The organism is Luteibacter sp. NPDC104163 (assembly GCF_055584245.1).
In genome coordinates this window covers 233,029-257,524 of the sequence record NZ_JBVJMK010000001.1, presented here as the reverse complement: position 1 = coordinate 257,524, position 24,496 = coordinate 233,029, and the positions used below count along the sequence as shown (strand labels likewise).

21 protein-coding genes are annotated in these 24,496 nt (G+C 67.1%); 12 read left to right on the top strand and 9 right to left on the bottom strand.

Annotated features, from left to right (window positions below; genetic code table 11):
• Positions 1–32: 32 nt before the first annotated feature.
• Both ACZ6YI_RS01100 and proC read right to left on the bottom strand, forming a co-directional pair.
• Complete coding sequence (locus ACZ6YI_RS01100) at positions 33–608, bottom strand: YggT family protein (protein ID WP_440328048.1); 576 nt, start codon at positions 606–608, stop codon at positions 33–35.
• Positions 605–1,429, bottom strand: a complete 825-nt coding sequence (gene proC / locus ACZ6YI_RS01095) for a pyrroline-5-carboxylate reductase (RefSeq protein ID WP_465777062.1) — start codon at positions 1,427–1,429, stop codon at positions 605–607. The genes ACZ6YI_RS01100 and proC overlap by 4 nt, the downstream gene beginning before the upstream one ends.
• A gap of 118 nt (positions 1,430–1,547) precedes the next feature.
• On the opposite strand from proC, the gene ACZ6YI_RS01090 reads away from it, so the two are divergent.
• Both ACZ6YI_RS01090 and ACZ6YI_RS01085 read left to right on the top strand, forming a co-directional pair.
• Positions 1,548–2,585 (top strand): type IV pilus twitching motility protein PilT, encoded by a 1,038-nt coding sequence (locus ACZ6YI_RS01090; RefSeq protein ID WP_440328050.1) that lies wholly within the window; start codon positions 1,548–1,550, stop codon positions 2,583–2,585.
• A 174-nt stretch (positions 2,586–2,759) separates the two neighbouring features.
• The gene (locus ACZ6YI_RS01085; RefSeq protein ID WP_465777061.1) at positions 2,760–3,923 is read left to right on the top strand and encodes a PilT/PilU family type 4a pilus ATPase; all 1,164 of its coding nucleotides are present in this window, start codon (positions 2,760–2,762) and stop codon (positions 3,921–3,923) included.
• 64 nt (positions 3,924–3,987) lie between these two features.
• On the opposite strand, the gene ACZ6YI_RS01080 is transcribed toward ACZ6YI_RS01085, so the two are convergent.
• The 5 genes from ACZ6YI_RS01080 to ACZ6YI_RS01060 form a co-directional block, all read right to left on the bottom strand.
• Entirely contained in the window at positions 3,988–4,356 is a 369-nt protein-coding gene (locus tag ACZ6YI_RS01080) for a BON domain-containing protein (protein ID WP_465777060.1), read from the bottom strand.
• Positions 4,357–4,591: 235 nt separating this feature from the next.
• Positions 4,592–6,340, bottom strand: a complete 1,749-nt coding sequence (locus ACZ6YI_RS01075) for a hypothetical protein (protein WP_465777059.1) — start codon at positions 6,338–6,340, stop codon at positions 4,592–4,594.
• Positions 6,341–6,416: 76 nt separating this feature from the next.
• Positions 6,417–7,343 carry an aspartate carbamoyltransferase catalytic subunit gene (locus tag ACZ6YI_RS01070; RefSeq protein ID WP_440324927.1) on the bottom strand — a complete coding sequence of 309 codons (927 nt, stop codon included), beginning with the start codon at positions 7,341–7,343 and terminating at the stop codon, positions 6,417–6,419.
• Positions 7,344–7,381: 38 nt separating this feature from the next.
• The gene (ruvX, locus tag ACZ6YI_RS01065) at positions 7,382–7,801 is read right to left on the bottom strand and encodes a Holliday junction resolvase RuvX (RefSeq protein WP_465777058.1); all 420 of its coding nucleotides are present in this window, start codon (positions 7,799–7,801) and stop codon (positions 7,382–7,384) included.
• 3 nt (positions 7,802–7,804) lie between these two features.
• Complete coding sequence (locus ACZ6YI_RS01060; RefSeq protein WP_440324930.1) at positions 7,805–8,371, bottom strand: YqgE/AlgH family protein; 567 nt, start codon at positions 8,369–8,371, stop codon at positions 7,805–7,807.
• Between the two features lie 91 nt (positions 8,372–8,462).
• Between ACZ6YI_RS01060 and ACZ6YI_RS01055 the strand changes: the two genes are divergently transcribed.
• Positions 8,463–8,792 (top strand): hypothetical protein, encoded by a 330-nt coding sequence (locus tag ACZ6YI_RS01055; protein ID WP_465777057.1) that lies wholly within the window; start codon positions 8,463–8,465, stop codon positions 8,790–8,792.
• 249 nt (positions 8,793–9,041) lie between these two features.
• Here the strand turns inward: ACZ6YI_RS01055 and ACZ6YI_RS01050 are convergent, their stop codons facing one another.
• Together ACZ6YI_RS01050 and gshB are read right to left on the bottom strand one after the other, a co-directional pair.
• A complete protein-coding gene (locus tag ACZ6YI_RS01050; RefSeq protein ID WP_440324934.1) occupies positions 9,042–9,905 on the bottom strand; it encodes a cell envelope integrity TolA family protein in 864 nt (287 codons plus the stop codon).
• Positions 9,902–10,843: a glutathione synthase gene (gene gshB / locus ACZ6YI_RS01045; RefSeq protein WP_465777056.1), complete on the bottom strand. Its 942-nt coding sequence runs from the start codon at positions 10,841–10,843 to the stop codon at positions 9,902–9,904. Before gshB ends, ACZ6YI_RS01050 begins: the two co-directional genes overlap by 4 nt.
• A 303-nt stretch (positions 10,844–11,146) precedes the next feature.
• Between gshB and pilG the strand changes: the two genes are divergently transcribed.
• The 9 genes from pilG to ACZ6YI_RS01000 all read left to right on the top strand — a co-directional run bounded on the left by pilG (position 11,147) and on the right by ACZ6YI_RS01000 (position 24,238).
• Positions 11,147–11,503, top strand: a complete 357-nt coding sequence (gene pilG, locus ACZ6YI_RS01040; RefSeq protein ID WP_045831092.1) for a twitching motility response regulator PilG — start codon at positions 11,147–11,149, stop codon at positions 11,501–11,503.
• Between the two features lie 32 nt (positions 11,504–11,535).
• Positions 11,536–11,907 (top strand): response regulator, encoded by a 372-nt coding sequence (locus tag ACZ6YI_RS01035; RefSeq protein ID WP_247328299.1) that lies wholly within the window; start codon positions 11,536–11,538, stop codon positions 11,905–11,907.
• 12 nt (positions 11,908–11,919) lie between these two features.
• A complete protein-coding gene (locus tag ACZ6YI_RS01030; RefSeq protein ID WP_440324938.1) occupies positions 11,920–12,465 on the top strand; it encodes a chemotaxis protein CheW in 546 nt (181 codons plus the stop codon).
• A gap of 171 nt (positions 12,466–12,636) precedes the next feature.
• Complete coding sequence (locus ACZ6YI_RS01025) at positions 12,637–14,667, top strand: methyl-accepting chemotaxis protein (RefSeq protein WP_465777055.1); 2,031 nt, start codon at positions 12,637–12,639, stop codon at positions 14,665–14,667.
• Positions 14,668–14,671: 4 nt separating this feature from the next.
• Entirely contained in the window at positions 14,672–21,115 is a 6,444-nt protein-coding gene (locus ACZ6YI_RS01020; protein WP_465777054.1) for an Hpt domain-containing protein, read from the top strand.
• Positions 21,108–22,841, top strand: a complete 1,734-nt coding sequence (locus ACZ6YI_RS01015) for a chemotaxis protein CheB (RefSeq protein WP_465777053.1) — start codon at positions 21,108–21,110, stop codon at positions 22,839–22,841. The genes ACZ6YI_RS01020 and ACZ6YI_RS01015 overlap by 8 nt, the downstream gene beginning before the upstream one ends.
• Positions 22,838–23,308 (top strand): chemotaxis protein CheW, encoded by a 471-nt coding sequence (locus tag ACZ6YI_RS01010; RefSeq protein ID WP_465777052.1) that lies wholly within the window; start codon positions 22,838–22,840, stop codon positions 23,306–23,308. The genes ACZ6YI_RS01015 and ACZ6YI_RS01010 overlap by 4 nt, the downstream gene beginning before the upstream one ends.
• Before the next feature lie 83 nt (positions 23,309–23,391).
• Positions 23,392–23,583 carry a hemin uptake protein HemP gene (hemP, locus tag ACZ6YI_RS01005; protein ID WP_465777051.1) on the top strand — a complete coding sequence of 64 codons (192 nt, stop codon included), beginning with the start codon at positions 23,392–23,394 and terminating at the stop codon, positions 23,581–23,583.
• A gap of 91 nt (positions 23,584–23,674) precedes the next feature.
• Positions 23,675–24,238, top strand: a complete 564-nt coding sequence (locus tag ACZ6YI_RS01000) for a hypothetical protein (RefSeq protein ID WP_465777050.1) — start codon at positions 23,675–23,677, stop codon at positions 24,236–24,238.
• The last annotated feature ends 258 nt before the right edge of the window (positions 24,239–24,496 follow it).

Sequence of the window (24,496 nt, the reverse complement as noted above, 5' to 3'; positions counted from 1 at the left end):
AGCCTCTGTGGGAGCGCGCTTGCGCGCGATGCTTACATCCCGCCCAGCAGGCTGGCGCCGGCATTCTGCAGCGGCGCCACGATCAGCATGCGGGCCAGGAACAGGCCGATCAGCACCACCGTCGGCGAGAAATCCAGCCCGCCGATCGTCATGCGGCCGCGCAGGGGGCGCACCAGCGGCTCGGCCAGCGCGGTGACGAAGCGTGCGACGGGGTGGTAGCGATCGGTCGAGAGCATGCTCATCAACGACCACACGAAGACCACCACGATCCAGGTCAGCAGGAAGAAGTCGAGCAGGTCCGCGATGCTGAGTACCAGCAGGCCCAGCGGCGCGGGCATCACACCCGCGAGCAGCAGGTGCAGCAGCCACTTCAGGCATTCCAGCAGCAGGGCCACGACCAGCGCAGCAAGGCTGATCCGGCGGACGCTGGGGAGTGCCTTGCGCAGCGGGCGCAGCACCGGGTTGGTGAAGCGGTAGAGGAACTGGCAGATCGGGTTGTTGAAGTCGGCACGATTGGCTTCGGCCAGCAGGCGAAGCACGAAGAGCGCGACAAGGGCCCCGAAGAGCGTATTGAGCAGGAAGTCCCCTGCGTTTGCCAGGTAGTTCACGAGTTCGATTCCATCTGTTCGGAGAGCTCCACGCCACGGCGGCGGGCGGCATCGACCGCGCGCGCCACGATGGCGGGGAAGTGGTCGGCCTGGAAACTTTCCAGGGCGGCCTGGGTGGTGCCGTTGGGCGAAGTTACCTTCTGGCGGAGGGTGGCGGCGGTGTCGCTCCCTTCCACCAGCATGCGGCCCGCGCCGAGCACGGTGTGCGCAGCCAGGGCTCGCGCGGTCTCCCGGGACAAGCCCTGCGAGAACGCCGCGTTTTCCAGTGCCTCGGCCATGAGGAACAGGTAGGCCGGGCCGGAGCCGGAGAGCGCCGTGACGATGTCGAGCTGGTCTTCCTCCGGCACCCAGACGGTCAGGCCGGCGGCATCCAGCACGTGCTGGGCCTCGGCACGCTGCGGGGCGCTGACCCGCGCGTTGGCGTAGAGGCCGGTCGCGCCGGCGCCAAACATGGCCGGCGTATTCGGCATGCAACGCACGACGGGCAGGGCGGCGTCCAGCCAGCGCTCGATCTGGGCGATGCGGATACCCGCGGCGATCGAGACGACCATGGGGCGGTGCTGTTGCACCACCGCGCGCAGCCCGCGGCAGACCTCGGCCATCATCTGCGGCTTCACCGCCAGGACGAGCAGGCCAGCCCCCTCGGCCGCCGCGGCGTTATCGGTATATGTCGCCACGCCGTACTGGCGTGACAGTTCCTGCAGGGCCTCGGCGCGCGGCTCCGCCACGGCAATGCCGCCGGGCTGGGCGCCGTGGCGGACAAGGCCGGCGACCAGGGCCGTGGCCATATTGCCGCCACCGATGAAGGCGATCCGGTTCATGGGGTGTGTTCGCTCCATTCGCGACGTCTTTCACATACCTACGAAGCATATATGCTGCGCCGCCTTGCGCCGACCCCCGGGGGTGGTTACCTTTGGCCCACAAAGAAAGGGGACCCCAATGGATATCGCCGAACTCCTTGCCTTCTCCGTGAAGAACAAGGCCTCCGACCTGCACCTTTCCGCAGGCCTGCCGCCCATGATCCGCGTGGACGGCGACGTTCGACGGATCAATATCCCGCCCCTCGAGCACAAGCAGGTCCACTCGCTGATCTACGACATCATGTCGGACAAGCAGCGCCGCGATTACGAGGAATTCCTCGAGGTCGACTTCTCCTTCGAGATCCCGGGCCTGGCCCGCTTCCGCGTCAATGCGTTCAACCATAACCGCGGCGCGGGTGGCGTCTTCCGTACCATTCCGTCGGAAGTGCTCACCCTGGAAGACCTGGGTGCCCCCCGGATCTTCCGCGAACTGATCGAGCAGCCGCAGGGCCTGGTCCTGGTTACCGGCCCGACCGGTTCCGGCAAGTCGACGACGCTGGCGGCGATGGTCGACCACATCAACAAGAACGAATACGGCCACATCCTCACCGTCGAGGATCCCATCGAATTCGTGCACACCTCGCAGAAGTGCCTGGTCAACCAGCGCGAAGTCCACCGCGATACCCACGGGTTCAACGAGGCGCTGCGTTCCGCGCTCCGCGAAGATCCGGATTACATCCTGGTCGGCGAGCTTCGCGACCTCGAGACGATCCGCCTGGCCCTGACCGCCGCGGAAACCGGCCACCTTGTGTTCGGCACGCTGCATACGTCGTCGGCCGCCAAGACCATCGACCGTATCATCGACGTGTTCCCGGCGGGCGAGAAGCCGATGGTCCGCTCGATGCTTTCCGAATCGCTGCGCGCCGTCATCTCGCAGTCGCTGCTGAAGAAGGTAGGCGGTGGCCGGCTGGCCGCGCACGAGATCATGGTCGGCATCCCGGCCATCCGTAACCTGATCCGCGAGGACAAGGTGGCCCAGATGTACTCGGCCATCCAGACCGGCCAGCAGTACGGCATGCAGACCCTGGACCAGAACCTGCTCGACCTGGTCAAGCGCGGCCTCATCACCCGCCAGGAAGGCGCCATGTACGCCAAGAACAAGGAAGGCTTCCGCTAAGCCAGAGGCGAACCACCGGCGGCACGCTCCCCCTGTGGGAGCGCGCTTGCGCGCGATGCCCCCAGGGTGCCGCGCCGCGCCCGCCCGTGTGATAACCGTCGCTGCAGCCACCACCGGGCAGGTATATGATCCGCCCAAGGGTGCCGGCCCATCCCGGCAACGGGGATCCAGGCCATGAGCGAGTTCGATTTCACCTCCTTTCTGAAGCTGATGGTGCACAAGCAGGCATCCGACCTGTTCATCACCGCCGGCGTCGCGCCCTCCATGAAGGTGCAGGGCCGTATCGTGCCCATCACGCAAAGCCCGCTGTCCGCGCAACAGTCGCGCGATATGGTGCTGAACGTGATGACCCCGGCCCAGCGCGAAGAATTCGAAAAGACCCACGAGTGCCAGTTCGCGATCAGCGCGTCGGGCGTGGGCCGCTTCCGCGTGTCGTGCTTCTACCAGCGCAACTGCGTGGGCATGGTCCTGCGCCGCATCGAGTCGAAGATCCCGACGCCGGAAGAGCTGAACCTGCCGCCGATCATCAAGCAGCTGGCGATGACCAAGCGCGGCATCATCATCTTCGTGGGTGGTACCGGTACCGGTAAGTCCACGTCGCTCGCCTCGATGATCGGTTACCGCAACCAGAATTCCACGGGCCACATCATCACGATCGAGGACCCGATCGAATACGTGCACCGCCATGAAGGCTGCATCATCACCCAGCGCGAACTCGGCATCGATACCGATAACTGGGAAAACGCACTGAAGAACACGCTGCGCCAGGCGCCCGACGTGATCATGATCGGCGAAGTGCGTACGCGCGAGACGATGGAGCACGCGATCAACTTCTCGGAAACGGGCCACCTGTGCCTGTGCACGCTGCACGCGAACAACGCCAACCAGGCGCTGGACCGCATCCTGCACTTCTTCCCGGAAGACCGCCGCAGCGCGCTGTTCATGGACCTTTCGCTGAACCTGAAGGGCATCGTGGCCCAGCAGCTCATCCCCACGCCCGACGGCAAGGCACGCCGCGTCGCCGTGGAGGTGCTGCTCGGCACGCCGCTCGCGCAGGATTACATCCGCCAGGGTGAGATCCACAAGCTCAAGGAGCTGATGCGCGACTCGAACCAGCTGGGCATGCGCACCTTCGACCAGAGCCTGGTCGAGCTGTACCACGCTGGCGAGATCTCGTACGAAGATGCCCTGCGCCACGCCGACAGCTCGAACGAAGTGCGCCTGCGCATCAAGCTCGCCCAGGGCGGCGATGCGCACACGCTCTCGCAGGGCCTGGAAGGCGTCGAGATCGACAAGGCCAACGACAAGAGCACGTTCGGCGGCATGCTGCACCGCTAAAAAAGAAACTGTGCAAAAAAAGGGAGCCCGTGGGCTCCCTTTTTCATTCACACGTCTGCTCGACTTACTTGTCGGCAGCAGCCGCCGAGACGGTCAGGCCGCTCGCATCCACGCTCTTCACGCCCTTGATCTTCTTGGCGATCATTTCAGCGTGGCTCTTTTCCTTCGCCGTGGCGACGGTGCCCGTCAGGGTCACGACGCCTTCGGTCGTGCTCACCGAGATATCGGTGGCCTTGACGCTCTTGTTGGCGGCGAATTCGCTCTTCACCTTGGTGGTGATCCACGTATCGTCGGCCTTGCCGGCGACCGTCTGGTTATCGCCCTTCGAAGCGGCGGCCGCGGAGTCCTGGGCATACGCCGAGGCAAACGGGACCGTGCCGAGACCGGCAACGAGAGCGGCAGCGAACAGGGCCTTGCGAATGTTGGCGTTCATCATGGGGAACTCCTTTCTACGGATCTGTGAGGGTTCGGCGACCGGCGCCACGCACTGTGGGCTGCCTTCGTCGCGGAGCCATATCACCAGCGCATCCGTGAACGATTCGTGCCGGAAGAATCACTTGATTCAGCTTTGCCGAATACGTCTTCACATGCCTTTCGTCGCCGTTAAGCACAAAAAAAAGCCCGGCGCTAAGGCCGGGCTTTTTAGAGCGTTGTGAAGCGCGAGTGGCTTACTTGTATTCCACGGCGCCCGAGATCACGAGGCCCTTCTCATCCATGTGCGCCTCGCCGCTCACCTGCACGACGCGCGCGGCCTGGGCCTTCATCGCATCGAACTGCGCCTTCGAACGCTGCGCCGTCGCGGTATCCGCCGCCTGGTCCGCCGGGGCGCCATCCGCCGTCGCGGCTTCGGCCATGGCCGACGCATAGGCCTGGGCCTTGTCCGACATCACATCGACCCACGTGCGGTACATATCACCGTTCAGATGCAGGCGGCCGAGGCGGCCCGCATCGCCGGTGCTGCCCATCAGCACGTCGTCGAGCTTGTTGTCCTCGCCGTCGCCCAGGCCGATCGCGATCGCCTGGCCGTTCATCGCGGCCCAACCCGGCATGCCGAGCGACTGCGTCAGGTTCGCCGGCAGCGGTGCCGGCTTGCCGTCGGCGGCCAGCTTGAACTCGCCGCCCAGCACCGCCTGGCTCATCGCCAGCAGGCCGGCCGGGTTACGCGTGGCGAGCACCACGCGGCCGGTGATCTGCGGGATCGCCGCGCCCGGCGCACCCGGCTTGTACGAGTCGATGACCAGGCGCACGCCACGGATGTCGCCGAACGGCGGGATCGCCGCCTGCTGCATCGTCGAACCCATCTTCGCGAAGCTGTCGTTGAGGTTCGCGAACGCCGGGCAAGCGAACGGCTTGGCGGCGACGGCCTCGGACTGCGTGGTGAAGAAGGTGCGCAGCTGCTCCACGGGCAGGGCGATGCTGGCATCGAACGGGCCGGTCCCGGTGCTGCCGAGGCCCGGCAGTTCCACCTTCAGGCCCGAGAACGCGCTGGTGATATCGCTGGCCATGGCCACGTCCACGCGCTGTTCGACGTGGTGCAGGTCGAGCTTGGTGTAGCCGAAGCTGAAGGACGGCACGCGCGCGGCGACGCGGGTGGCTTCTTCCTGGCAGCTGGCCGGGATCTGCGGCACCGGCTCGCCGGTCTTCTGCGACTGGTGCTTCAGGAACGTCGAGAACAGCGGGTCCTTGCCGGTCGCGACCAGCGGGAGCAGGCGGGTGAGATCCACCTGGCCGACGACGTAATCCTTGTAACCCTTGTCCTTGGCAAGGTCGGCGAGGCGGCCGTCATCCTGCAGGTTCTTTTCCGGGCGGTCAGCGCCCAGGGCCTGGCGGATCAGCGGCTGGCCGGCGTCGGCCGGGAGCAGGGCCGCCACGGCGTTCTTGCCGACGGTGGCGATGATGAGCTGCGTGCCGGAATCGCCCAGGGCGACGTGGCGGTAGGCCTGGCCACCGGCGTCCGCGGTGTCCAGCTTCTTGCCGTAAGCGGTCTCCAGGCGGCCCACGAAGGCCTCCCAGGCAGCCGGATCGGCCAGGGCGGCGCGGGCGACCGGGCTGAGGCCCACGCCATACACCGCCGAGCCGGTCTTCAGGTCGATGCCGAGGTTCTTCAGCACGGTTTCGGCATTCTTTCCGTCCAGCTCGGCCACCAGGGCGCGCAGCAGGCGCGCCGCATCGGCATTGCCCTTGGCATCGAATTCCTGGGCGTACGACTTCAGCTGGGCTACCTGGCCCGGGGCCTCGTTGTTGAGCTGGGCCAGCACCGCCTCGTAGGTATCGTCGTCCAGCTTGTCGAGGCTGGCCACCACGTACGGTGTATCGGCCGGCACGAAGGCCAGCGGGGCATCCTTGTCCTTGTGGCCGCAGGCCGCCAGCAGCACGCTGGCGACGCCGAGCGCGAGAAGTCGCTTCGTCGGTCGCATTCTGTATCCCGTTGATTGATCCCTTGGAACCGCCATTATGCCGGAAGCCGCGCCGTAGCGCGGCCCGGCATGGGTCTTACCGGCCCATCACTTCGCAAAGCACGGCCATGCGCACGAAGACGCCGTTGCCGACCTGCTCGAGGATCCGCGACTGGGCGCCGTCGGCGACCTCGGGAGCGATCTCGATGCCGCGGTTGATCGGGCCGGGGTGCATCACGAGGGCGCCCTTGGCGGCGCGGGCCAGGCGCTTGCTGTCGAGGCCGTAGCGCTCGAAATATGCGGCCTCGTCCGGCAGGTCCGTGGAGGCCATGCGCTCCTTCTGAAGGCGCAGCATGATCACGGCGTCGACCCCTTCGATCGCCTGGTCGAAGTCTTCGTGGAGCGTCACGCCCTTGAATTCACCTTCCGCCGGCAGCAGGCGCGAGGGGCCGACGATGCGGATGTCCTTGGCGCCCAGTGCCGTCAGCACGTGCACGTCGGAGCGGGCGACGCGCGAGTGACGGACATCGCCGCAGATGGCGATCTTCAGCTTGCGGAAATCGGGGTGGTGGTTGCGGATGGTGAGGGCGTCGAGCAGGCCCTGCGTGGGGTGGGCGCGGTTGCCGTCGCCGGCGTTGACGATCGAGACGGCGCTCATCGCGTGCTTTACCAGTTCCTCGGGCGTGCCCGACACCTTGTGGCGCACGATGATCGCATCGAGGTGCATCGCTTCAAGCGTGTGCAGCGTATCGAACAGTTCCTCGCCCTTGCTGGTGGACGAAAGACCGATGTCGAAGTTGATCACGTCGGCGCCCATGCGACGGGCAGCGAGCTCGAACGACGTGCGTGTGCGCGTGGAGGGCTCGAAGAACAGGTTGAGCACGGTGCGGCCGGCGAGGATATCGAGCTTGCGCGTGCCGTGCGCCGACTGGTCGCGCAGGTGGATCGCCTTGTCGAGCAGGCGTTCGATGGTCTCGCGGGGCAGGTTCTCGAGGGTGGTCAGATGGCGCAGGCGGTTTGACATGACGTCCTCAAGGCTAACGGTGGAGATGGCGTGCGATTTTACGCTTGCAGCAGGTAGGACTCGAGGATGACGGCGGCAGCCTCGGCGTCGATGGACCTGGCATCCGAGCGCTTGCGGGTGCCGGCGGCGCGCCCCGCGGCGAAGCGCCGGGCAGCCTCCTGCGAACTCATGCGCTCATCGGCGAACGCGACGGCGATACCGTAGCGCTCGGTGAGCTTCTGGGCGAACCGGCGCGCGGTGCGCGTCATCGGCTGTTCCTGGCCCTCATTATCCAGCGGCAGGCCCACGACCAGCTCGGCGGGCAGCCACTCCCGGCGCAACTGGTCGAGCGCCTGCCAGTCAGGCACCCCATCGCGAACGGGCAGGGCGGCAAGCGCGCGTGCCGTGCCGGTCAGACGGTTGCCGACGGCGACGCCGACCACCTTGGTGCCGACATCGAAACCAAACAGGCAGCTCATGGATCAGGCGTGCCCCGCGTAACCGGTCAGCTGCGTCGGATCGCGCACGCCCATGGTGCGGGTGGCGGCGAACCAGCGTTCCTCGATCGGTGTATCGAACACGATGCGCTCATCGGCGCGGGTGTTTAGCCACGCGTTTTCCATGACTTCCTGCTCGAGCTGGCCCGCTTCCCAGCCGGCGTAGCCCAGCGTGACCACTGCGCGCCGCGGGCCGTCGCCGCGGGCCATGGCCACGAGGATGTCGCGCGAGGTCGTCACCGACCACTCGTCGTTGATGCGGTAGCTGGAATCCCAGTGGCCGTGCTCACGGTGCAGCACGAAGCCGCGCTCCTGCTGGACCGGGCCACCGATGAGGACGGGATAGTCAGCAATCTCGGGGTCTTCGCACGGCAGTTTCATCTGCGCGAGCACATCGCCCAGGCGGTACTCGGAGATCTGGTTGATCAGCAGGCCCACCGCGCCGTCCTCGCCGTGCTGGCAGAGGAAGGCCACGCCACGCGCGAAGGGCGGCTCCGCGATGGATGGCATCGCGATCAGGAACTGGCCGGCAAACGTGTTGGCGATACTCATGGCTTCATTGTAGCCGCAGCGAACGTTAGCCGTGCGCAAACGTTCATCCCCGCAAGCGTACCTTGTCCGCCGGTTCACATGGAGGCAACTCATGCCGAAGATGATGTTTGTTAAGGGTTTTGTATTCGCGGCGGCGGCAGGTGGCGCGCTCGCGGCGCACGCTTCGGCCCCCTCTGCCTGGAAGGACTATGACCAAAGGGTAACTCGCGCATGCGTGGCCGCCAGCGGATTGAAGGAGGCAAAGCCGGTGGGTGGCCTGATCCAGTACGACGACCGCGTGCCGGTCACCGCGCTGGTGCTGGCCGGGCGCTACCCGCAGAAGCACATGAAGAATGCGCCGGGCCGCGAGCTGTGCGTATGGGACCGCAAGGCGGAAAAGGCCTACGTGAGCGAGGCCGATCAGCTCCTGCCCAAGCCGTAAACCGAGTCCCTGTGGGAGCGGGGGGGGGGGCCCGCCCCCCCCCCCCCCCCCCCCCCCCCCCCCAACCCCCCCCCCCCCCCCCCCGACCCCCCAACCCCCCGGCAATACAAACCCCGCCGCCGACCCCCACAGCCGCGGCCGCCGCTGGGGGGTTCCCGAATCATCCCACCCCGGGGGGGGGGGGGGGGGGGCGGGGTGGGCGCCCCCCCCCCCCCCCCCCCGCCCACCCCCGCTCCCACACCCGAAGGCTCAGTAATTTCGGAGAACATTGCCCGGCAGGAACTGCCACGTCCGGGTGATGTACAGCTCGTCCACTTTCTCCTTGCTGTCCTTCGGCAGTGCGGGGAAGGGGGCCGAAAGGCGCACGATGCGCTGGGCGGCGTCATCAAGCAGCTTGTGGCCGGAGCTCTTGATCACGTCGATGCTCTTGATCGAGCCATCGCGGTTGAGGCCCACCGTGAGCACCAGCTCGCCGTAGACACCCTGGCGGCGCGACTCGTCCGGGTAATTCAGGTTGCCCACCCGCTCCACGCGGTTCACCCAGCCCTTCATGTAGGCGGCGTAGACGTATTCGCGGGTATTCGACGAGATGAACTTCTTTTTCGGGCGCTTGGCGTAGGCCTCGGATTCGTCCCGCACTTCAGCCGCCAGCTTCGCCATCTCCAGCTTGCGCTGGATCTCCTTGTCCGACGGTGGCAGCGGGCGCTCCTTCTGCTCGGTTTGCTGCTGCGTGGTATCCACGTGGAAACCGGTCTGACCCGCGGTGGTCAGCACCTGGTCCGGGGTGGCCTCGCGGGGCGAGGGCGCCTGGGCCTCCTCGACCTGGGGCGAAACGCCCTGGTTACGCGTGGGCAGCGGCCCGCTCACCGGTTCCGACGGGCGTGATGCCTTGTCACGGTCGCCGCCGCCCGAGTTGCTGGCCTGGGCAAGGAAGTCCGCCTTGTCCGGCTGCTCCTGGTTGGCGACGTCCACGAGGGTAACGTCCAGCGTCGGAACGCTGGGGGCGGGTTTTTCGGCCTGGAACGTGACGCCGAGGATGACGACACCGTGCAGCAGCAGCGAAAACAGCAGGGTCGCGCCGATCAGGTCGGCGCCGGTGGTGCGGGTCGTCATCGGGCCTCGATCGCGTCGAACATCAGCCCCGCGATATTAAGGCCGAACTGGGCATCCAGCTCGCGGATGCACGTCGGAGATGTGACGTTGATCTCGGTCAGGTAATCGCCGATCACGTCCAGGCCGACGAAGCGCAGGCCCCGGCGGACCAGTTCGGGCCCGACCTGGGCCGCGATCCAGCGGTCCCGCTCGGAAAGCGGGACGCCTACGCCGCGTCCGCCCGCCGCCAGGTTGCCGCGGAACTCGTCCCCTTGGGGGATGCGTGCCAGGGCATAGGGCACCGGCTCGCCATCGACCAGCAGGATGCGCTTGTCGCCCGAGGTGATCTCCGGGATGTACTTCTGGGCGATGGTGAAGTGGTGGCCGCCGTCGAGCAGCGTCTCCAGCATCGAGTTGAGGTTGCTGTCGCCGGCTTTCACCCGGAAGATCCCGCGCCCGCCCATGCCGTCCAGTGGCTTGAGGACCGCCTCGCCGTGCTCGGCCACGAAGGCCTTGAGCTGGTTGCGATCGCGCGAGACGAGGGTGGGGGAGATGCACTGCGGGAACTGCAGGGCGAAGAGCTTTTCGTTGCAGTCGCGCAGGCTGCGCGGGTCGTTCACGACCTTCACGCCCGCCCGCTGGGCGGCTTCGAGCACCATGGTGTCGTAGATGAACTGCTCGTCCACCGGCGGATCCTTGCGGGCCAGCACGATGTCCACCTCGGCCAGCGGGCGCCAGGCGGGGTCGCCCAGGGTGAACCAGCCCGACGGGTCGTCCTTCACGGCCAGCGGGCGCAGGCGTGCCCAGGGCTCCCCGTTACGGAGCTCCAGGTCACCTTCTTCCATGTAGAGGAGGCCGTGGCCACGGCGCTGGGCCTCCAGCAGCATCGCGAAGGTCGAATCCTTGGCGATCTTGATGGCGCGGATCGGGTCCATCAGGACGGCGACGGAAAGCGGCATGGGGAGGGGCCCTGGGCGGTCTGGAAAGGTGTCAAGTTTAGTGGAGCGGTGCCGATGATTTCACAAGGCATTGTCCCTTTAGGAACAATTCATCTTGACGGAATCCCGGCCACCCATTAAACAGCGTGGCACGGGCCGCCGAAGAGCGGTGACCGGCACCGGGGGTGCCGGGCTTTACGACCTGGCGCACGGATACCCGGCGACATTAGGGCTATCCTCCTGCCGGGACTTGCAGTTTTTTCGTGTGACGGGGGCGCAGTGAACGACAACGGACGCGGTACGGACCTGGCCGGCCTGCGGGTCATGGTCATCGATGACTCGAAAACCATCCGCCGTACGGCAGAAACCCTGTTGAAAAAAGAAGGCTGCGACGTGCTTACCGCCGTCGATGGCTTCGAGGCGCTGGCCAAGATCTCGGACCAGAAGCCCAACATCATTTTCGTCGACATCATGATGCCGCGCCTGGATGGCTACCAGACCTGTGCGCTCATCAAGAACAACGCCCAGTTCCGCGGCACGCCGGTGATCATGCTGTCCTCGAAGGATGGCCTGTTCGACAAGGCGCGCGGCCGCATCGTGGGCGCCGAACAGTACCTCACCAAGCCGTTCACCCGCGACGAGCTGCTCGGCGCGATCCATCGCTATGCGACGGCCGGCTGACCTACCCAATTCGTAAGCGTCCAGGGGGACGTGTGGCAAATATCCTCATCATTGACGACTCGCCCACCGACGTCCGCGTGTTCACCACGCTGCTCGAGAAGGCGGGTTTTTCCGTTTCCAGCGTCGATAACGCCGAGGCTGGCATCGACCGCATCCGCGCGAGCAAGCCGGACCTGGTGATCATGGACGTGATCATGCCGGGCATGAACGGCTTCCAGGCCACGCGCACGCTGAGCCGCGACCCGGCCACGGCGGACGTGCCGGTCGTGATGATCACCACCAAATCGATGGAAACCGACCGCGTGTGGGGGCTGCGCCAGGGCGCCAAGGCCTTCATCACCAAGCCGGTGAACGAGAAGGAACTGCTCTCGACCATCGACGACCTCCTGCCGAAGCAGAACTAAGAAGGGCACGCCATGAGCGAGAACGCCGCACTGACGCCCTTCGAGCTGCTCGCCCACTACGAGCGCGCGTGCCTTGCGCACTCGGCCGGTACGCCCGAACGGGTGGAGAACCTGGGCCTGTGGCGTGGCATCGGCTTCCGCGTCGGCCGCCGTGCCTTCGTGAGTGGCATCGATGAGATCAACGAACTGCTCGCCGTGCCCGCCCTCACCAACGTGCCGGGCACCCAGCCCTGGCTGATGGGCGTGGCGAACGTGCGTGGCAACCTGGTGCCGGCGATCGATCTCGGCCGGTTCCTGTTCGACGAACGTACACCGTCCTCCGAGCGCATGCGTTTGCTGCTGGTACGCCAGCACGGCGGCACCGTGGGCCTGCTGGTCGATGAAGTCTTCGGCCAGCGCACCATGGACGACGACCAGCGTGGCACCGGCGAGGACGAGCAGGACCCGCGCCTGGCGCGCTTCGTGACGGAGAACATCCAGCTCGGCGAGCAATCGTTCGGGTTGTTCAGCATGAACCGACTGGTTCGTGCGCCGGATTTCCGGCAGGCGGCGCTGTAAGGCGCCCAGTAAGGGGGACGGGACGGCCGGATGGCCCTCCCGCACAGGATAAGCGTTGCCGGGTAGCCGGCAACGCAACGGGAACGAGGGGGTGGTCCTGTTGCAGGGCCACTCGTCTGCCGGGGGCTGCCAGAAGCCTCGGTCACCAGGTTTTGTTTGGGTGAGGTGGATATGAGCACGACAACAGGGGGCGCAGGCCGTGAAGGTGGCTACACGATGGTTATCGTGTTCCTGCTGCTATCCATTGGCCTTGCATCGGTTGACTTCTGGCTGTTGAACAGCAAGAACGGCGAAGACCGCGAAGCGATCGCCTTGACCACGCAGGTGCAGGTGCTGTCGCAGCAGACCGCGAAGTACGCGCTCGAGGCCTCGGACGGCAACCGCGATTCGTTCAACGAACTCGCCGTCACGCGCAACACCATCGATTCGGCGGTGCAGCGCCTGGTGGCCGGCGACGAGAAGACCGGCATGCCGGCCTACCAGCAGCAGGCGGGCGGCACCGGCCGCGCCATCGGCGCGCTGGCCAACGCCTGGCACCAGCTCGACGCGGACATCGGCAAGATCCTCTCCAACAAGCAGCTCGTGCTTGCCTCGGGTGAGCGCGCGGACCTGTTCTCGAAGCAGATGCCGCTCCTCAACGCCCGTACGGACGAAGTGCTCAACATCGTCCAGCAGAAGAACGCCTCGGTGGAGCAGACCTTCACCATCGCGCGCTGGATGCTCATGGCTGACCGCATGATCCGCCGCGTGCAGGAGATCCTGCAGGGTGGTGATGGTGCGCAGTCGGCGGCCGATGGCCTGTCCCGCGACGCCCAGCTCTACGGCTCCGTGCTGAAGGGCCTGCTCGAAGGCAACCCGGATGGTGGCGTCCGCGCCATTTCCGACGCCAACGCGCACAAGATCCTGGCCGACATGCAGACCTCCTGGGGCGACCTGGTCGACCCGGTGAGCCAGCTGGTCACGGCTTCGCCCAACCTGCAGGACGTGAAGCGCGCCGGCAACCAGGCCTCGCTCGATTCGCAGACCGTGCTGCTGCGCGCGAACGAGTCCGCCGACCAGATCGCCAAGCTGCCGCTGACCCGCCTGTTCCCGAACGTGTGGGCCGGCTTGCTCGGCGCGATCGCCACGGTGGCCTTCGCCCTGGTCCTCGTCTTCAGCCTGGTCCGCGACCAGCGCCGCCGCCTCGAGACCACCAGCGAACTGAACCAGCGTAACCAGACCGCCATTATGCGGTTACTGGACGAGATGGGCACGCTCGCCGAAGGCGACCTGACCATCAAGGCCACGGTGACCGAGGACATCACGGGCGCCATCGCGGACGCCATGAACTCCGCCGTGGACGAGATGCGCAATCTCGTAACCACCATTAACGAGACGGCGGTGCGCGTATCGGCCGCTGCGCAGGAAACCCAGGCGACCGCCATGCACCTGGCCGACGCGGCCGAGCAGCAGGCGCAGCAGATCACCTCCGCGACCTCCGCGATCAACCAGATCGCGACCTCGATGGATACGGTGTCGAAGGATTCCGCGGAGTCGGCCGACGTGGCGCAGCGCTCGGTGCAGATCGCATCGCGCGGTGCCGAAGTGGTGCGCGAGACGATCCAGGGCATGGACTCGATCCGCGACCAGATCCAGGAAACCTCGAAGCGCATCAAGCGCCTCGGTGAGTCGTCGCAGGAAATCGGTTCGATCGTGGAACTGATCAACGACATTGCCGAGCAGACGAACATCCTCGCGTTGAACGCCGCGATCCAGGCGGCTTCGGCCGGTGAGGCGGGCCGCGGCTTCGCGGTCGTCGCGGACGAAGTGCAGCGCCTCGCGGAACGCTCCGCGAGCGCGACCAAGCGAATCGAAACCCTGGTGCAGACGATTCAGAGCGATACCAACGAAGCGGTGAGCTCCATGGAGCAGACCACGGCGGAAGTGGTGGCGGGTGCCCGCCTCGCCGAGGATGCCGGTACGGCACTGGGCGATATCGAACGCGTGTCGAACGACCTCTCGGCGCTGATTCAGAACATCTCCGCGGCAGCCCGCCAGCAGTCGGCGGCGGCAACGGATACGTCCGCAACGATGAACGTCATCCAGGAGATCACTTCGCAGACGTCGCTGGGTGCCAGCCAGACGGCCGAATCGATCGGTAACCTGGCCCAGCTCGCGAACGACCTGCGCCTGTCCGTCGCGAACTTCAAGCTGCCGGGCTAATGCAGTGAGACTTCAAGACCATACCGATTTCACCACGCTGCACTGGGTCAAGGCGGAGCTCGACGACGCCTTGTCCAAGGCACGCCAGGCGCTCGAGTCGTACGTCGAGGATTCCCGCGATACCTACGTCATGCACACCTGCGCCGCGGACCTGCACCAGGTCCACGGCACGCTGCGCATGGTCGAGCTGTATGGCGCGGCCATGGTCGTGGGCGAAATGGAGCAACTGGTCGCGGCGCTGATCAGCGACCGCGTGGCCAATCGCGATGAAGCCTATGCCGCGCTGATGCGCGGCATGATGCAGATGCCCGATTACCTCGAGCGCCTGCAGAGCGGCCACCGCGATGTGCCCATCGTGCTGCTGCCGCTGCTGAATGACCTGCGTGCCAGCCGTGGCGAACAGTCGCTGGATGAATCCGCGCTGTTCACCCCCAACCTCGATGCCCCGTTGCCGCTTGGCGCGCCGGGCGCGGCCGATCCGGCCGTGGCCGAGGCGCACCGTGGGGAACTGCCCGAACTGCGCGCGCGTTTCCAGCAGCAGCTGCTTGCCTGGTTCCGCGGGCAGGGCAACGAACGCCAGCTGCTCGGCATGCGCGCCACGCTGGATAGCATCGCCGCGCGTTGTTACACCATTGCGGGCCGCCGCCTGTGGTGGATTGCCGCGGGCGTGCTGGAAGGCCTGGAGCGTGGCGTGCTGCGCGCCCACGAAAAGGACGTGCGCCAGTTGATCGGCCGCGTCGACCGCTCGATCCGCGAACTCGTGGATGGCGGCGAAGAGGCCATGCTCACGGGCGATTCCGATGAGCTGGCCCGCAAGCTCCTCTATTACGTTGCCCAGGCCAAGGCCGGCAGCGAACGCATTGATGAACTGCGCCAGGCCTATCGCCTGGACGGCCTGCTGCCGCGCGCTGCGGAAGTGGAACATGCGCGTGGCTCCATGTCGGGCCACAACCGGGCGCTCCTCGATACGGTCTCGGCCGCGATCAAGGAAGACCTGCTGCGCGTGAAGGAATCGCTCGACCTGTTCCTGCGCCGTCCGGACGGCGACCCGGGCCAGCTGGGCCCGCAGGCCGACGTGCTCGACCGCGTGGGTGACACGCTGGGCATGCTCGCGCTTGGCGTGCCACGCCGCGTCGTGGGCGAGCAGCGCCGGATCCTGGGCGAGATCGCCAGCGGTACCCGCGCGCCGGATGAAGAATCGCTGCTGGATGTCGCTGGCGCGCTGCTTTACGTCGAAGCCTCGCTGGATGACCACATCGAGCGCCTCGGCGCCGAAGGCGAGACCCCGATCTCCGACAGCGGCCCGTCGCCGCTGCCGCGCAGCGAGGCTCGCCATATCCTCACCGCGCTGATGCGCGAGGCCACGGCGAACACGTCGAAGGTGAAGGACGCGATCGTCGCCTTCGTCGAATCGCAATGGGATCATGACCAGCTCGCCGGCACGCCGGAGCTGATGGCCGAGATCGGCGGTGCCATGCGCATGCTGGGCGCGCCGCGCCCCGGCGACCTCGCCGATGGCATCGGCCTGTTCATCCACCGCGAACTGCTCGGCGACCGCCGCGTGCCGAACGGCGCGCAGATGGATCGCCTGGCCGACGCGGTCGCTGCACTCGAGTACTACCTGGAAGCGGCGCGCGAACACCGCGGCGGCCTGGATCACATCCTCGATGTCACCCAGCAGAGCCTCTCCGAGCTCGGTTACTGGCCCGTGCCGGTCGACGAGGAAGGCGAAGCACTCGGCAGCGAAGCGCTGGACCAGATCGAGGCGGAAGCCGTCGAACACATCGCCGTACCGGCGAGCAGCGAAGACGCCGGCGAAGCGGTGTCCAGTTTCGCCGACACCTTCGACCTCGTCGACGAACCGCTCGTGGCCGCGCAAGAACCGGTCGCGCCGGTTGCCGCCGAAACCACCGCTCCCGATGAAGACTGGGTGGAGATCGAGGAAGAGATCGAACAGGAAGTGGGCGGCGCCGCCGGCGTGGCCGACTTCGCGGGCTTCCAGATCACGGTCGACGGCATCGACGACGAGATCCGCGAGATCTTCCTGGAAGAGACCCAGGAAGAGATCGACAACCTGCGCAAGGCCCTGGCGGCATGGCTGCCGGCCCCCGAGCGCGCGGATGCGTTGATCCCGATCCGCCGTTCGTTCCACACCCTGAAGGGTTCCGGCCGCCTGGTCGGTGCCCGCCTCCTGGGCGAGTTCGCCTGGAAGGTCGAGAACATGCTCAACCGCGTGCTCGATGGCTCGATCACGCCGCACGAAGGCGTGCAGGCGCTGGTCGGCCACGCGGTCGAGGCGCTGCCGCAGCTCAAGGCCGCGCTGGAAGGCGATACCCACGTCACGGCGCCGATCGCCGCGATCATGGAAACCGCCGACCGCCTCGCCATGGGCGACATGGCGTTCGTGGAAGAGGTGGCGCGCAACTCGGTGCAGAAGGTCCGCACCAAGGTGAAGCGCCGCGTCCTGCGCGACACCATCGCCGCCGTGCCGACGGCCGCTTTCGCGGGCTATGGCCACACCGCGCCGGTCGAGCCCGAGCCGGCACCGGCCGAGGAGCCGATCTACGTCGCGCCGCCGTTGCCGCCGGTCGATGCCGTGCTGCTCGATATCCTGCGCACGGAAGTGGCGCAGTACCTCAATGTGATCCGTGCCAACCTGGCGCGCGCCGGCGACGGCGAGCTGCCGGTGGACGATGGCCTGCTGCGCGCCGTGCATACACTGCATGGCGCGATCGGCATGGTCGACATCCCGGTGCTGATCCAGGTGCTGGCGCCGCTCGAAGGCCTGATCAAGCGGGTCCGCGCGAGCGGCGTGCCGCTGCGCCCGGCGGGCGTGGATGCGCTCACCGACGCCGCCGACCTGGTCGACCACGTGATGGAACTCTTCGACACCGAAGATCCGCGCGTGCCCGACGTCTCGGCGCTTGCGGCCCAGATCATCGCGCTGCGCGATGAGCAGCCGGAAGCCACGGTTGCGCACATCCTGTACGAACCCGATCCGCTTCCGCTGGACGACGAACAGCCGGCGCACCACGCGCAGGCGGTCGATGCCCCGGTCGTGGAAGAACGGGTCGCCGACGAGCCGGAAGCGGACGAATCCGTCGCCGATGAGGCCTACGTGGATGAGCCCACGGTGGCCGCGTTCGACGAACCAGAGGTGGCCACGCCGGCCGCGGAGCCGCTTTCGGCGCTGGACGAGGCCGAGCTCGATGCGTTCATCAACGAAGATGTCCGCTTCGATGCCGAGGTCCGCGAAGCCGAAGCCCACCTCGCGAGCGATGCCGCCGGCGCGGCTGCCCATGCGCACCCGGCCGACGATGTCGTGCCGGCTGAAGCGGGCAACGACACGCTCGAGGCGGAACTGGAAGCCATGCTGGCCGGTGAGCTCGCCGACCTGGATGCGGTGGTCACGCCTGCACAGGCCGATGAGCCGGTGGCGGAACCGCTCGTGGAGCCGGCGTACGCGTCGCTCGACGAAGCCGATCTGCAGGGCACGACTGACGAGCCCATCGCCGTCGATGCGGAACTTACGCCGATCGAGCTGAGCCCGATCGACCTGGGCGAAGGCGAGCACGACCTCACCGCGGAGCTGCTGGCTTCGCTCGAAGGTTTCGCCGTCGAACCGCCGCCGGTCGATGTCACGCCGGTCAACGTCACGCCGGCCGCGAACTACGACGCGAACGAAGAGGCTGCCTGGCGCGCACTCATCGGCGAAGCCGAGGCCAACGCCGAAGCCGGCACCGAAACCGAGGCCGAAGCGGCAGCTGAAGCAGACGCAGAGCCAGCCGCGGAGACCGGAGCTGATTTCACTGCCGAAACAGACCTGCCGCAGCCGATGTCCCACGACGGCGACGTGCTGCACACGGACGATGGCGTCATCGAGGACGAACCGGTAGCCGAATCGCTCGACGCCGCGACCCCGGAATCCGAAGCGACCACCGAACCGGAGTTGGAAGACACCCCGGTCACCATCGAAGACCAGTCGCACGAGCCGATCGCCGAGCCCGTGCACACGCCTGTCGAAGCCGAAGCCCCGGCCCTGGTGCCCGAGCTCTCGCCGTACGCCGACATCGACCCCGACCTGCTCGAAGTGTTCGTCGAAGAAGGCCGGGAGATCCTCGATCATGCCGATGCCTCGCTCGCCGCATGGCGTGCGGAGCCGCAGCAGGGCGAGCACGTGGCGGCGCTCCAGCGCGACCTGCACACGCTGAAGGGCAGCGCGCGCATGGCCGGGCTGGCCACCGTGGGCGATTTCGCCCATGCGATGGAAGCGCTGCTCGATGCCGTGGCCGGTGGCCAGCGCGAGAGCGATGGCCCCGCGATCGAAGCGATGGAAAGCGGCTTCGACCGCCTGCATCGCATGATCCTTGCCATCGCCAGGCACCAGCCGATCACGCTCAACGAAGCCGACATCGAGCCGTTCGCACGCCTGGCCGGCGCCCCGATCGCGCCGGATACGCTCACCGCGGAAAGCTACCGCGAGGAGCGCGAGGCCGCGGCCCAGCCGGAGGCGTGGACGCCGCCGGCCCCGCAGCCCGAGCCGATCCCGGTCCTCGACCGCGTCCTGCCCGACCTGCTTCCGGAAATGGAAGAGGAAGAGATCCAGCGCGCGTCGCAGGAACAGATCCGCGTCCGCGCGGACATGCTCGATACGCTGGTGAACCATGCGGGCGAAGTGTCGATCTACCGCTCGCGCCTGGAACAGCAGACGGCAAGCTTCCGCTCGACGCTGACCGAGCACGAGCAGACGGTCAGCCGCCTGCGCAGCCAGCTGCGCATGCTGGAAATCGAAACGGAAACGCAGATCATCGCGCGCTACCACCAGGAGCACCGCGATACCGCGGCGACGTTCGATCCGCTCGAACTCGACCGCTTCTCGCAGCTCCAGCAGTACTCGCGTGCGCTGGCCGAGTCGGTATCCGACCTTGTGTCCCTGCAGACCATGCTGGACGACCTGACCCGCCAGACCGAAACGCTGCTGTTGCAGCAGCAGAAGGTCAACGCGGAGCTCCAGGAAGGCCTCATGCAGACGCGCATGTTGCCGTTCGATGCGATGGTGCCGAACCTTCGCCGCACGCTGCGCCAGGCCGCCTCCGACGTGGGCAAGCGCGCCCAGTTGGTGGTGGAGGGTGCCAACGGCGAAATGGACCGCAACATGCTCGACCGCATCAAGGCGCCGTTCGAGCACATGCTGCGCAACGCGGTCGCCCACGGCATCGAAGCACCGCAGGCTCGCGAAGACGCAGGCAAGAACCCGGAAGGCACCGTCCGCATCCAGGTCGCGCGTGAAGCGACGGAAGTGGTCGTGCGCCTTTCCGACGACGGTGCCGGCATGGATCGCGATGCGATCCGCGAGAAGGCGATAGAGCGCGGCCTGCTGCGCCCGGATGCCCGCGTGTCCGACGACCAGATCTACCAGCTCACCCAGGTGCCGGGCTTCTCCACCGCGGAGAAGGTCACCCAGGTGGCCGGCCGTGGCGTCGGCATGGACGTGGTCGCCAACGAGATCAAGCAGCTCGGCGGCACGCTCGCGATCGAGTCGCAGCGTGGTACCGGTACGACCTTCGTGATGCGCCTGCCGTTCACCCTCGCGGTGACCCAGGCCCTGATCGTGCGTATCGGCGAAACCAACTTCGCGATCCCGATGACCTCGGTGCACGGCGTGGCCAAGGTCGAGCCGAACGAGCTCGCCCACCGCATGGCCGACAGCGATCCTCTGTTCGAGTATGCCGGCGAGGATTACGCGATCCACGACCTGCCGCAGCTGTTGGGCGTGCATGTCATCGGTTCGCCGGACGAGGGCGATATCCCGCTCCTGCTGGCCCGCTCGGGCGACCTGCGTGCCGCCATCCGCGTGGATGCCGTGCTGGGTTCGCGCGAAATCGTGGTCAAGCCGGTCGGTCCGCAGGTCAGCTCGGTGCCGGGCATCCTCGGCGCGACGATCATGGGCGACGGTTCGGTGCTCATGATTCTCGACCTCGCCCCGCTGGTGCGCCACGGCGTCGCCCGCCGCGCGTTCGAAGCCGAAGCCGCTATCCCGCAGGCCCCGCGCAAGCAGGACGAGGTGCGCGTGAAGCCGCTGGTGATGGTGGTCGACGATTCGATCACCATGCGCAAGGTGACCGGCCGCGTGCTGGAGCGCCACGAGTTCGAGGTGATGACGGCGAAGGACGGCATCGACGCACTCGAGAAGCTCAACGAGCGCGTGCCCGACCTGATGCTGCTCGATATCGAGATGCCGCGCATGGATGGCTATGAGCTCGCCACGGCCATGAAGGCCGACGAGCGCCTCGCCGGCGTGCCGATCATCATGATCACCTCGCGTACCGGCGATAAGCACCGCCAGCGTGCATTCGACATCGGCGTCGACCGTTACATTGGCAAGCCCTACCAGGAGAATGACCTGGTCGTGCAGATCAACGACGTGCTCGGAGTAACCCATGGTTGAACGCGAGCCGTCCGTCGCGCTGCTTTTCGATGACGCGGCCCTCTCGGCCCACCTGCGCGACGCCCTTGTCGCGCAGGGCGCGCGCATCGTCTACGAGTCCGACCTGAAGGCTTTCGCTCCGGCAGAACTCGTCGGCTCGTCGGCCGATGTCGTCGTGGTGGACCTGGATGACCCGAGCGACGCCGACCTCGACCGGCTCTACGAGACCGTCGAGGGCGGCCACCCACGCCTCGTCTTCAACGATGCCGACGCGAGCCGTGACCTGGAAGGGTGGGACCGTGCCCGCTGGGCACGCCACCTCGCGGCAAAGCTGGTGGGCGGCACGCCGCTCGACCCGCCGCGCCCGGGGGATGCCCGCGCCATCGAGCCGCGCGTCGCCGCCATCGCGAGCGAACCTGCACCGGCTGAAGAACTGCTCGCCGAGCCGATCACCGAGGACATGGCGATCACGGGCGTGCATGGTTATCCCGAAACGCCCATGGCGACGGCCGATACCGATCTCGTTGCCGTCGATGACACGGTGTCGCTCGACGCCGTGGCGGATATCGAAGGCGACGTCGCCAGCGAGCTGGAATTTTCCACGCCGCAGACCGACCCGCTGGAAGACGATGAGCGCCCGGGCGCCGAAGACCTCGCCGCGGAGCTGGAAGCCGCGCTGGCAGCGTCAGGCGGCGGCAACGTACAGGGCACCGACGGCATCGACGATCTGCCGTCCATGCCGCTCGAGCTGACGGATCTCGCCTCGCTGGATCTTTCCGGGTTCGAGGTCGTGGACGACGAACCCTCGGCGCCGGCCGCCGTCGAACGTGAATTCGATGCGAGCCAGTTCAGCCTCGCGCCTTCCGATGAGCTGGTCGCGGATGTGGGGCAGGGCGATATGCCCACGCTCGAGATCACCTCGCGCTCGACCGACTATGTCGCGCCGCCGGTTCCCGAATGGGACCTCGTCGATCACGACACCATCGTGCCGGAAGCGCCGCCGCGTGCGGATGCCGCCGAGTTCGGCATCGAGACGATGAGCGCGGCGGAGTACCTCGCGCAGGATGTCGTCGATGACGGCAGCGTCGCGATCGAGGCTGGCCTGAAGCTGGAACTGGTGTCGATGGAGGAGGCGATCGCGCCGAGCACCGACGGCAAGTTCAGCCACGAGATGATCCTCGAGACCAGCACGCGCGCGGTTCGCCGCGTGGTGGCCCTCGCTGGCGCAGCGGAGAGCGAAGACGCGATCCGCCTGTTCCTCGCCGCCTTGCCGGGTCGCCTCCCGGCCACGGTGCTCGTCGTGGCCCACCATGGCGGCGACACCGCGGCGTTCGCCGAACGCCTGGGGCGTGGCCGCGTCGCGGCCGATGGCGTCCCCACCGCGCATGGCGAGGTACTCGTCGTGCCGCGCGGCGCCCACGTACAGATCCGTCGCGATGGCAGCGTTACCGTGCGTGACGACGGCAGCGCGTTGAACGCGACCGGCCCGTCGATCGACGGCATCTTCAGCACGCTCGCGGGTGGCTTTGGCGCCGACGCCCTGGCCATCGTGTTCGCTGGCCGCGGCAACGATGCCGTCGCCGGTTCGCAGGCGGTGTACGACGGCGGCGGCCGCGTGTGGGTGCAGGCGGTGGCGCCCGAGGACGAATCAGGACAGATGGTCACGGGTATCCGCGAGGAGCGCGTGGCCGGCTACGCAGGCGATGTCGCCGCGCTGGCCCGTAAATTGAACGAGGAATTCCCATGAGCGAGCCGTTACCGCGCGAAATCCGCTGCGTCCTGATCCCGAGCGGCGGCGTGCGTCTCCTGCTGCCCAACGCGGCCGTGGCCGAAGTGATCACGCTGGCCGGCGTCGAAGCCGTGGCCGATGCGCCGGAGTGGCTCCAGGGCCGGATCGAATGGCGTGGCTGGCACATTCCGTTGGTCAGCTTCGACCACGTGGCGAAGCTCGCCGACGATGCGCCCCCGCAGGCCGCGCGCGTGGCCGTGCTCAAGGCGATCGGCAACCGCGCCGACATGCCGTACATCGCGGTCCTGACCCACGGCTTCCCCCGCCTGACCACGCTCAATGCGGAGCTGCTGCTGCCGACCCATGACGGCCATGACCTGCCGTTCGGCGTCCGCGCCCACGTGCTGGTCCGTGACGACACGGCGGTGATCCCCGACCTGGAAGGCATCGAGTCGACCCTGGTGGAAATGCAGGAAGCCGCCTGACCGCGTAAAAAAATGCTTGACGCGTAATTGAGAATCATTATCATCAACTCCGCACCCTCACTTGCGGAGCGTTAGCCATGTTGATGAGAAGCCTTCCCCTGAACGACGCCGCGGGCCGCGACAAGATCGTCCCGCTGCGCGCCGTCGCGACCACCACCCGTCGCATCGAAAGCAAGAACCTCCTCGACGGTTCGCGCGAGCTGGTCATCGAGCACCAGGGGGCCGAGTACCACCTCCGCCTCACGCGCAACGACAAGCTCATCCTCACCAAGTAATCCTGGTTTCATCTCCCCGACGCCAAGCCACGCGGGCCTCCCCTCGCCGCCAGCCAGGCATCTTTTCCCAGGCCGTCACCGGGAGACGCCCATGTTCGGTTGGCTCGCATCCTTTGGCGTGCAGGCGCGCGCCCGCAACGGTTCCACGACCCGCTGGCTCGCGGTGCCACCGCGCACGCTGGTGGAAGGCCTTGGCCAGCTCGGTGGCGTGCTCTACCTAGCCCCGCGGCCGACGCGCTGCCCGGCGAGTGCCGTGCCACCGGCCGGCTGTCTCGTGGAAAACGCCGAGCTCGCGCCGCTCATGGCCACGCGTTACGTCGGCCTCACCTGCGCCATCACGGCCGAAGGCCCACGCGAATGGCTCGATTGCGTAGGAGGCGAGGGCGATACGCTCGCCCGGATCTATCTCCTGCCCGATACCGATTACCTCGCCTGGGACGGGCTGTTCGCCGGCGCGACGCCGGTTGATGCGCCCGAACGCCACGCCCCCGATCGCGAATGGCTGCGCGCCTGCCAGGCACGCGTGCTGAGTTTCCAGCGTCGCCGCCTCGTCGGGTTCGACGTGCTGGGCGCGCGTGAAGTCGCCATCTCATCGCTCGGCCGCGGCGTCGCCCGCGATATCGCCGTCTCCGAATCCGTCGCCATTTCAGGCTGACCCCGCGCTTTGCCCAGTACTTCGTGGGAGCGCGCTTGCGCGCGATGGGGGCTGCCGCAAGCCTCATCGCGCGCAAGCGCGCTCCCACAGTGGTTTTAGAGTGGTTTCAGCGTGGTTCCACAGTGGCTCAACGGGCCGTACGCTGCACGCGGTCACTGTCCGGACACCTGTCCGCGGACACCGCTCCTACCCGGACGCGCGCAGGTAACTCGCTGAAATAAAGCCATTTCCCCGGTTGGCACGCGGCTTGCTGAAGAC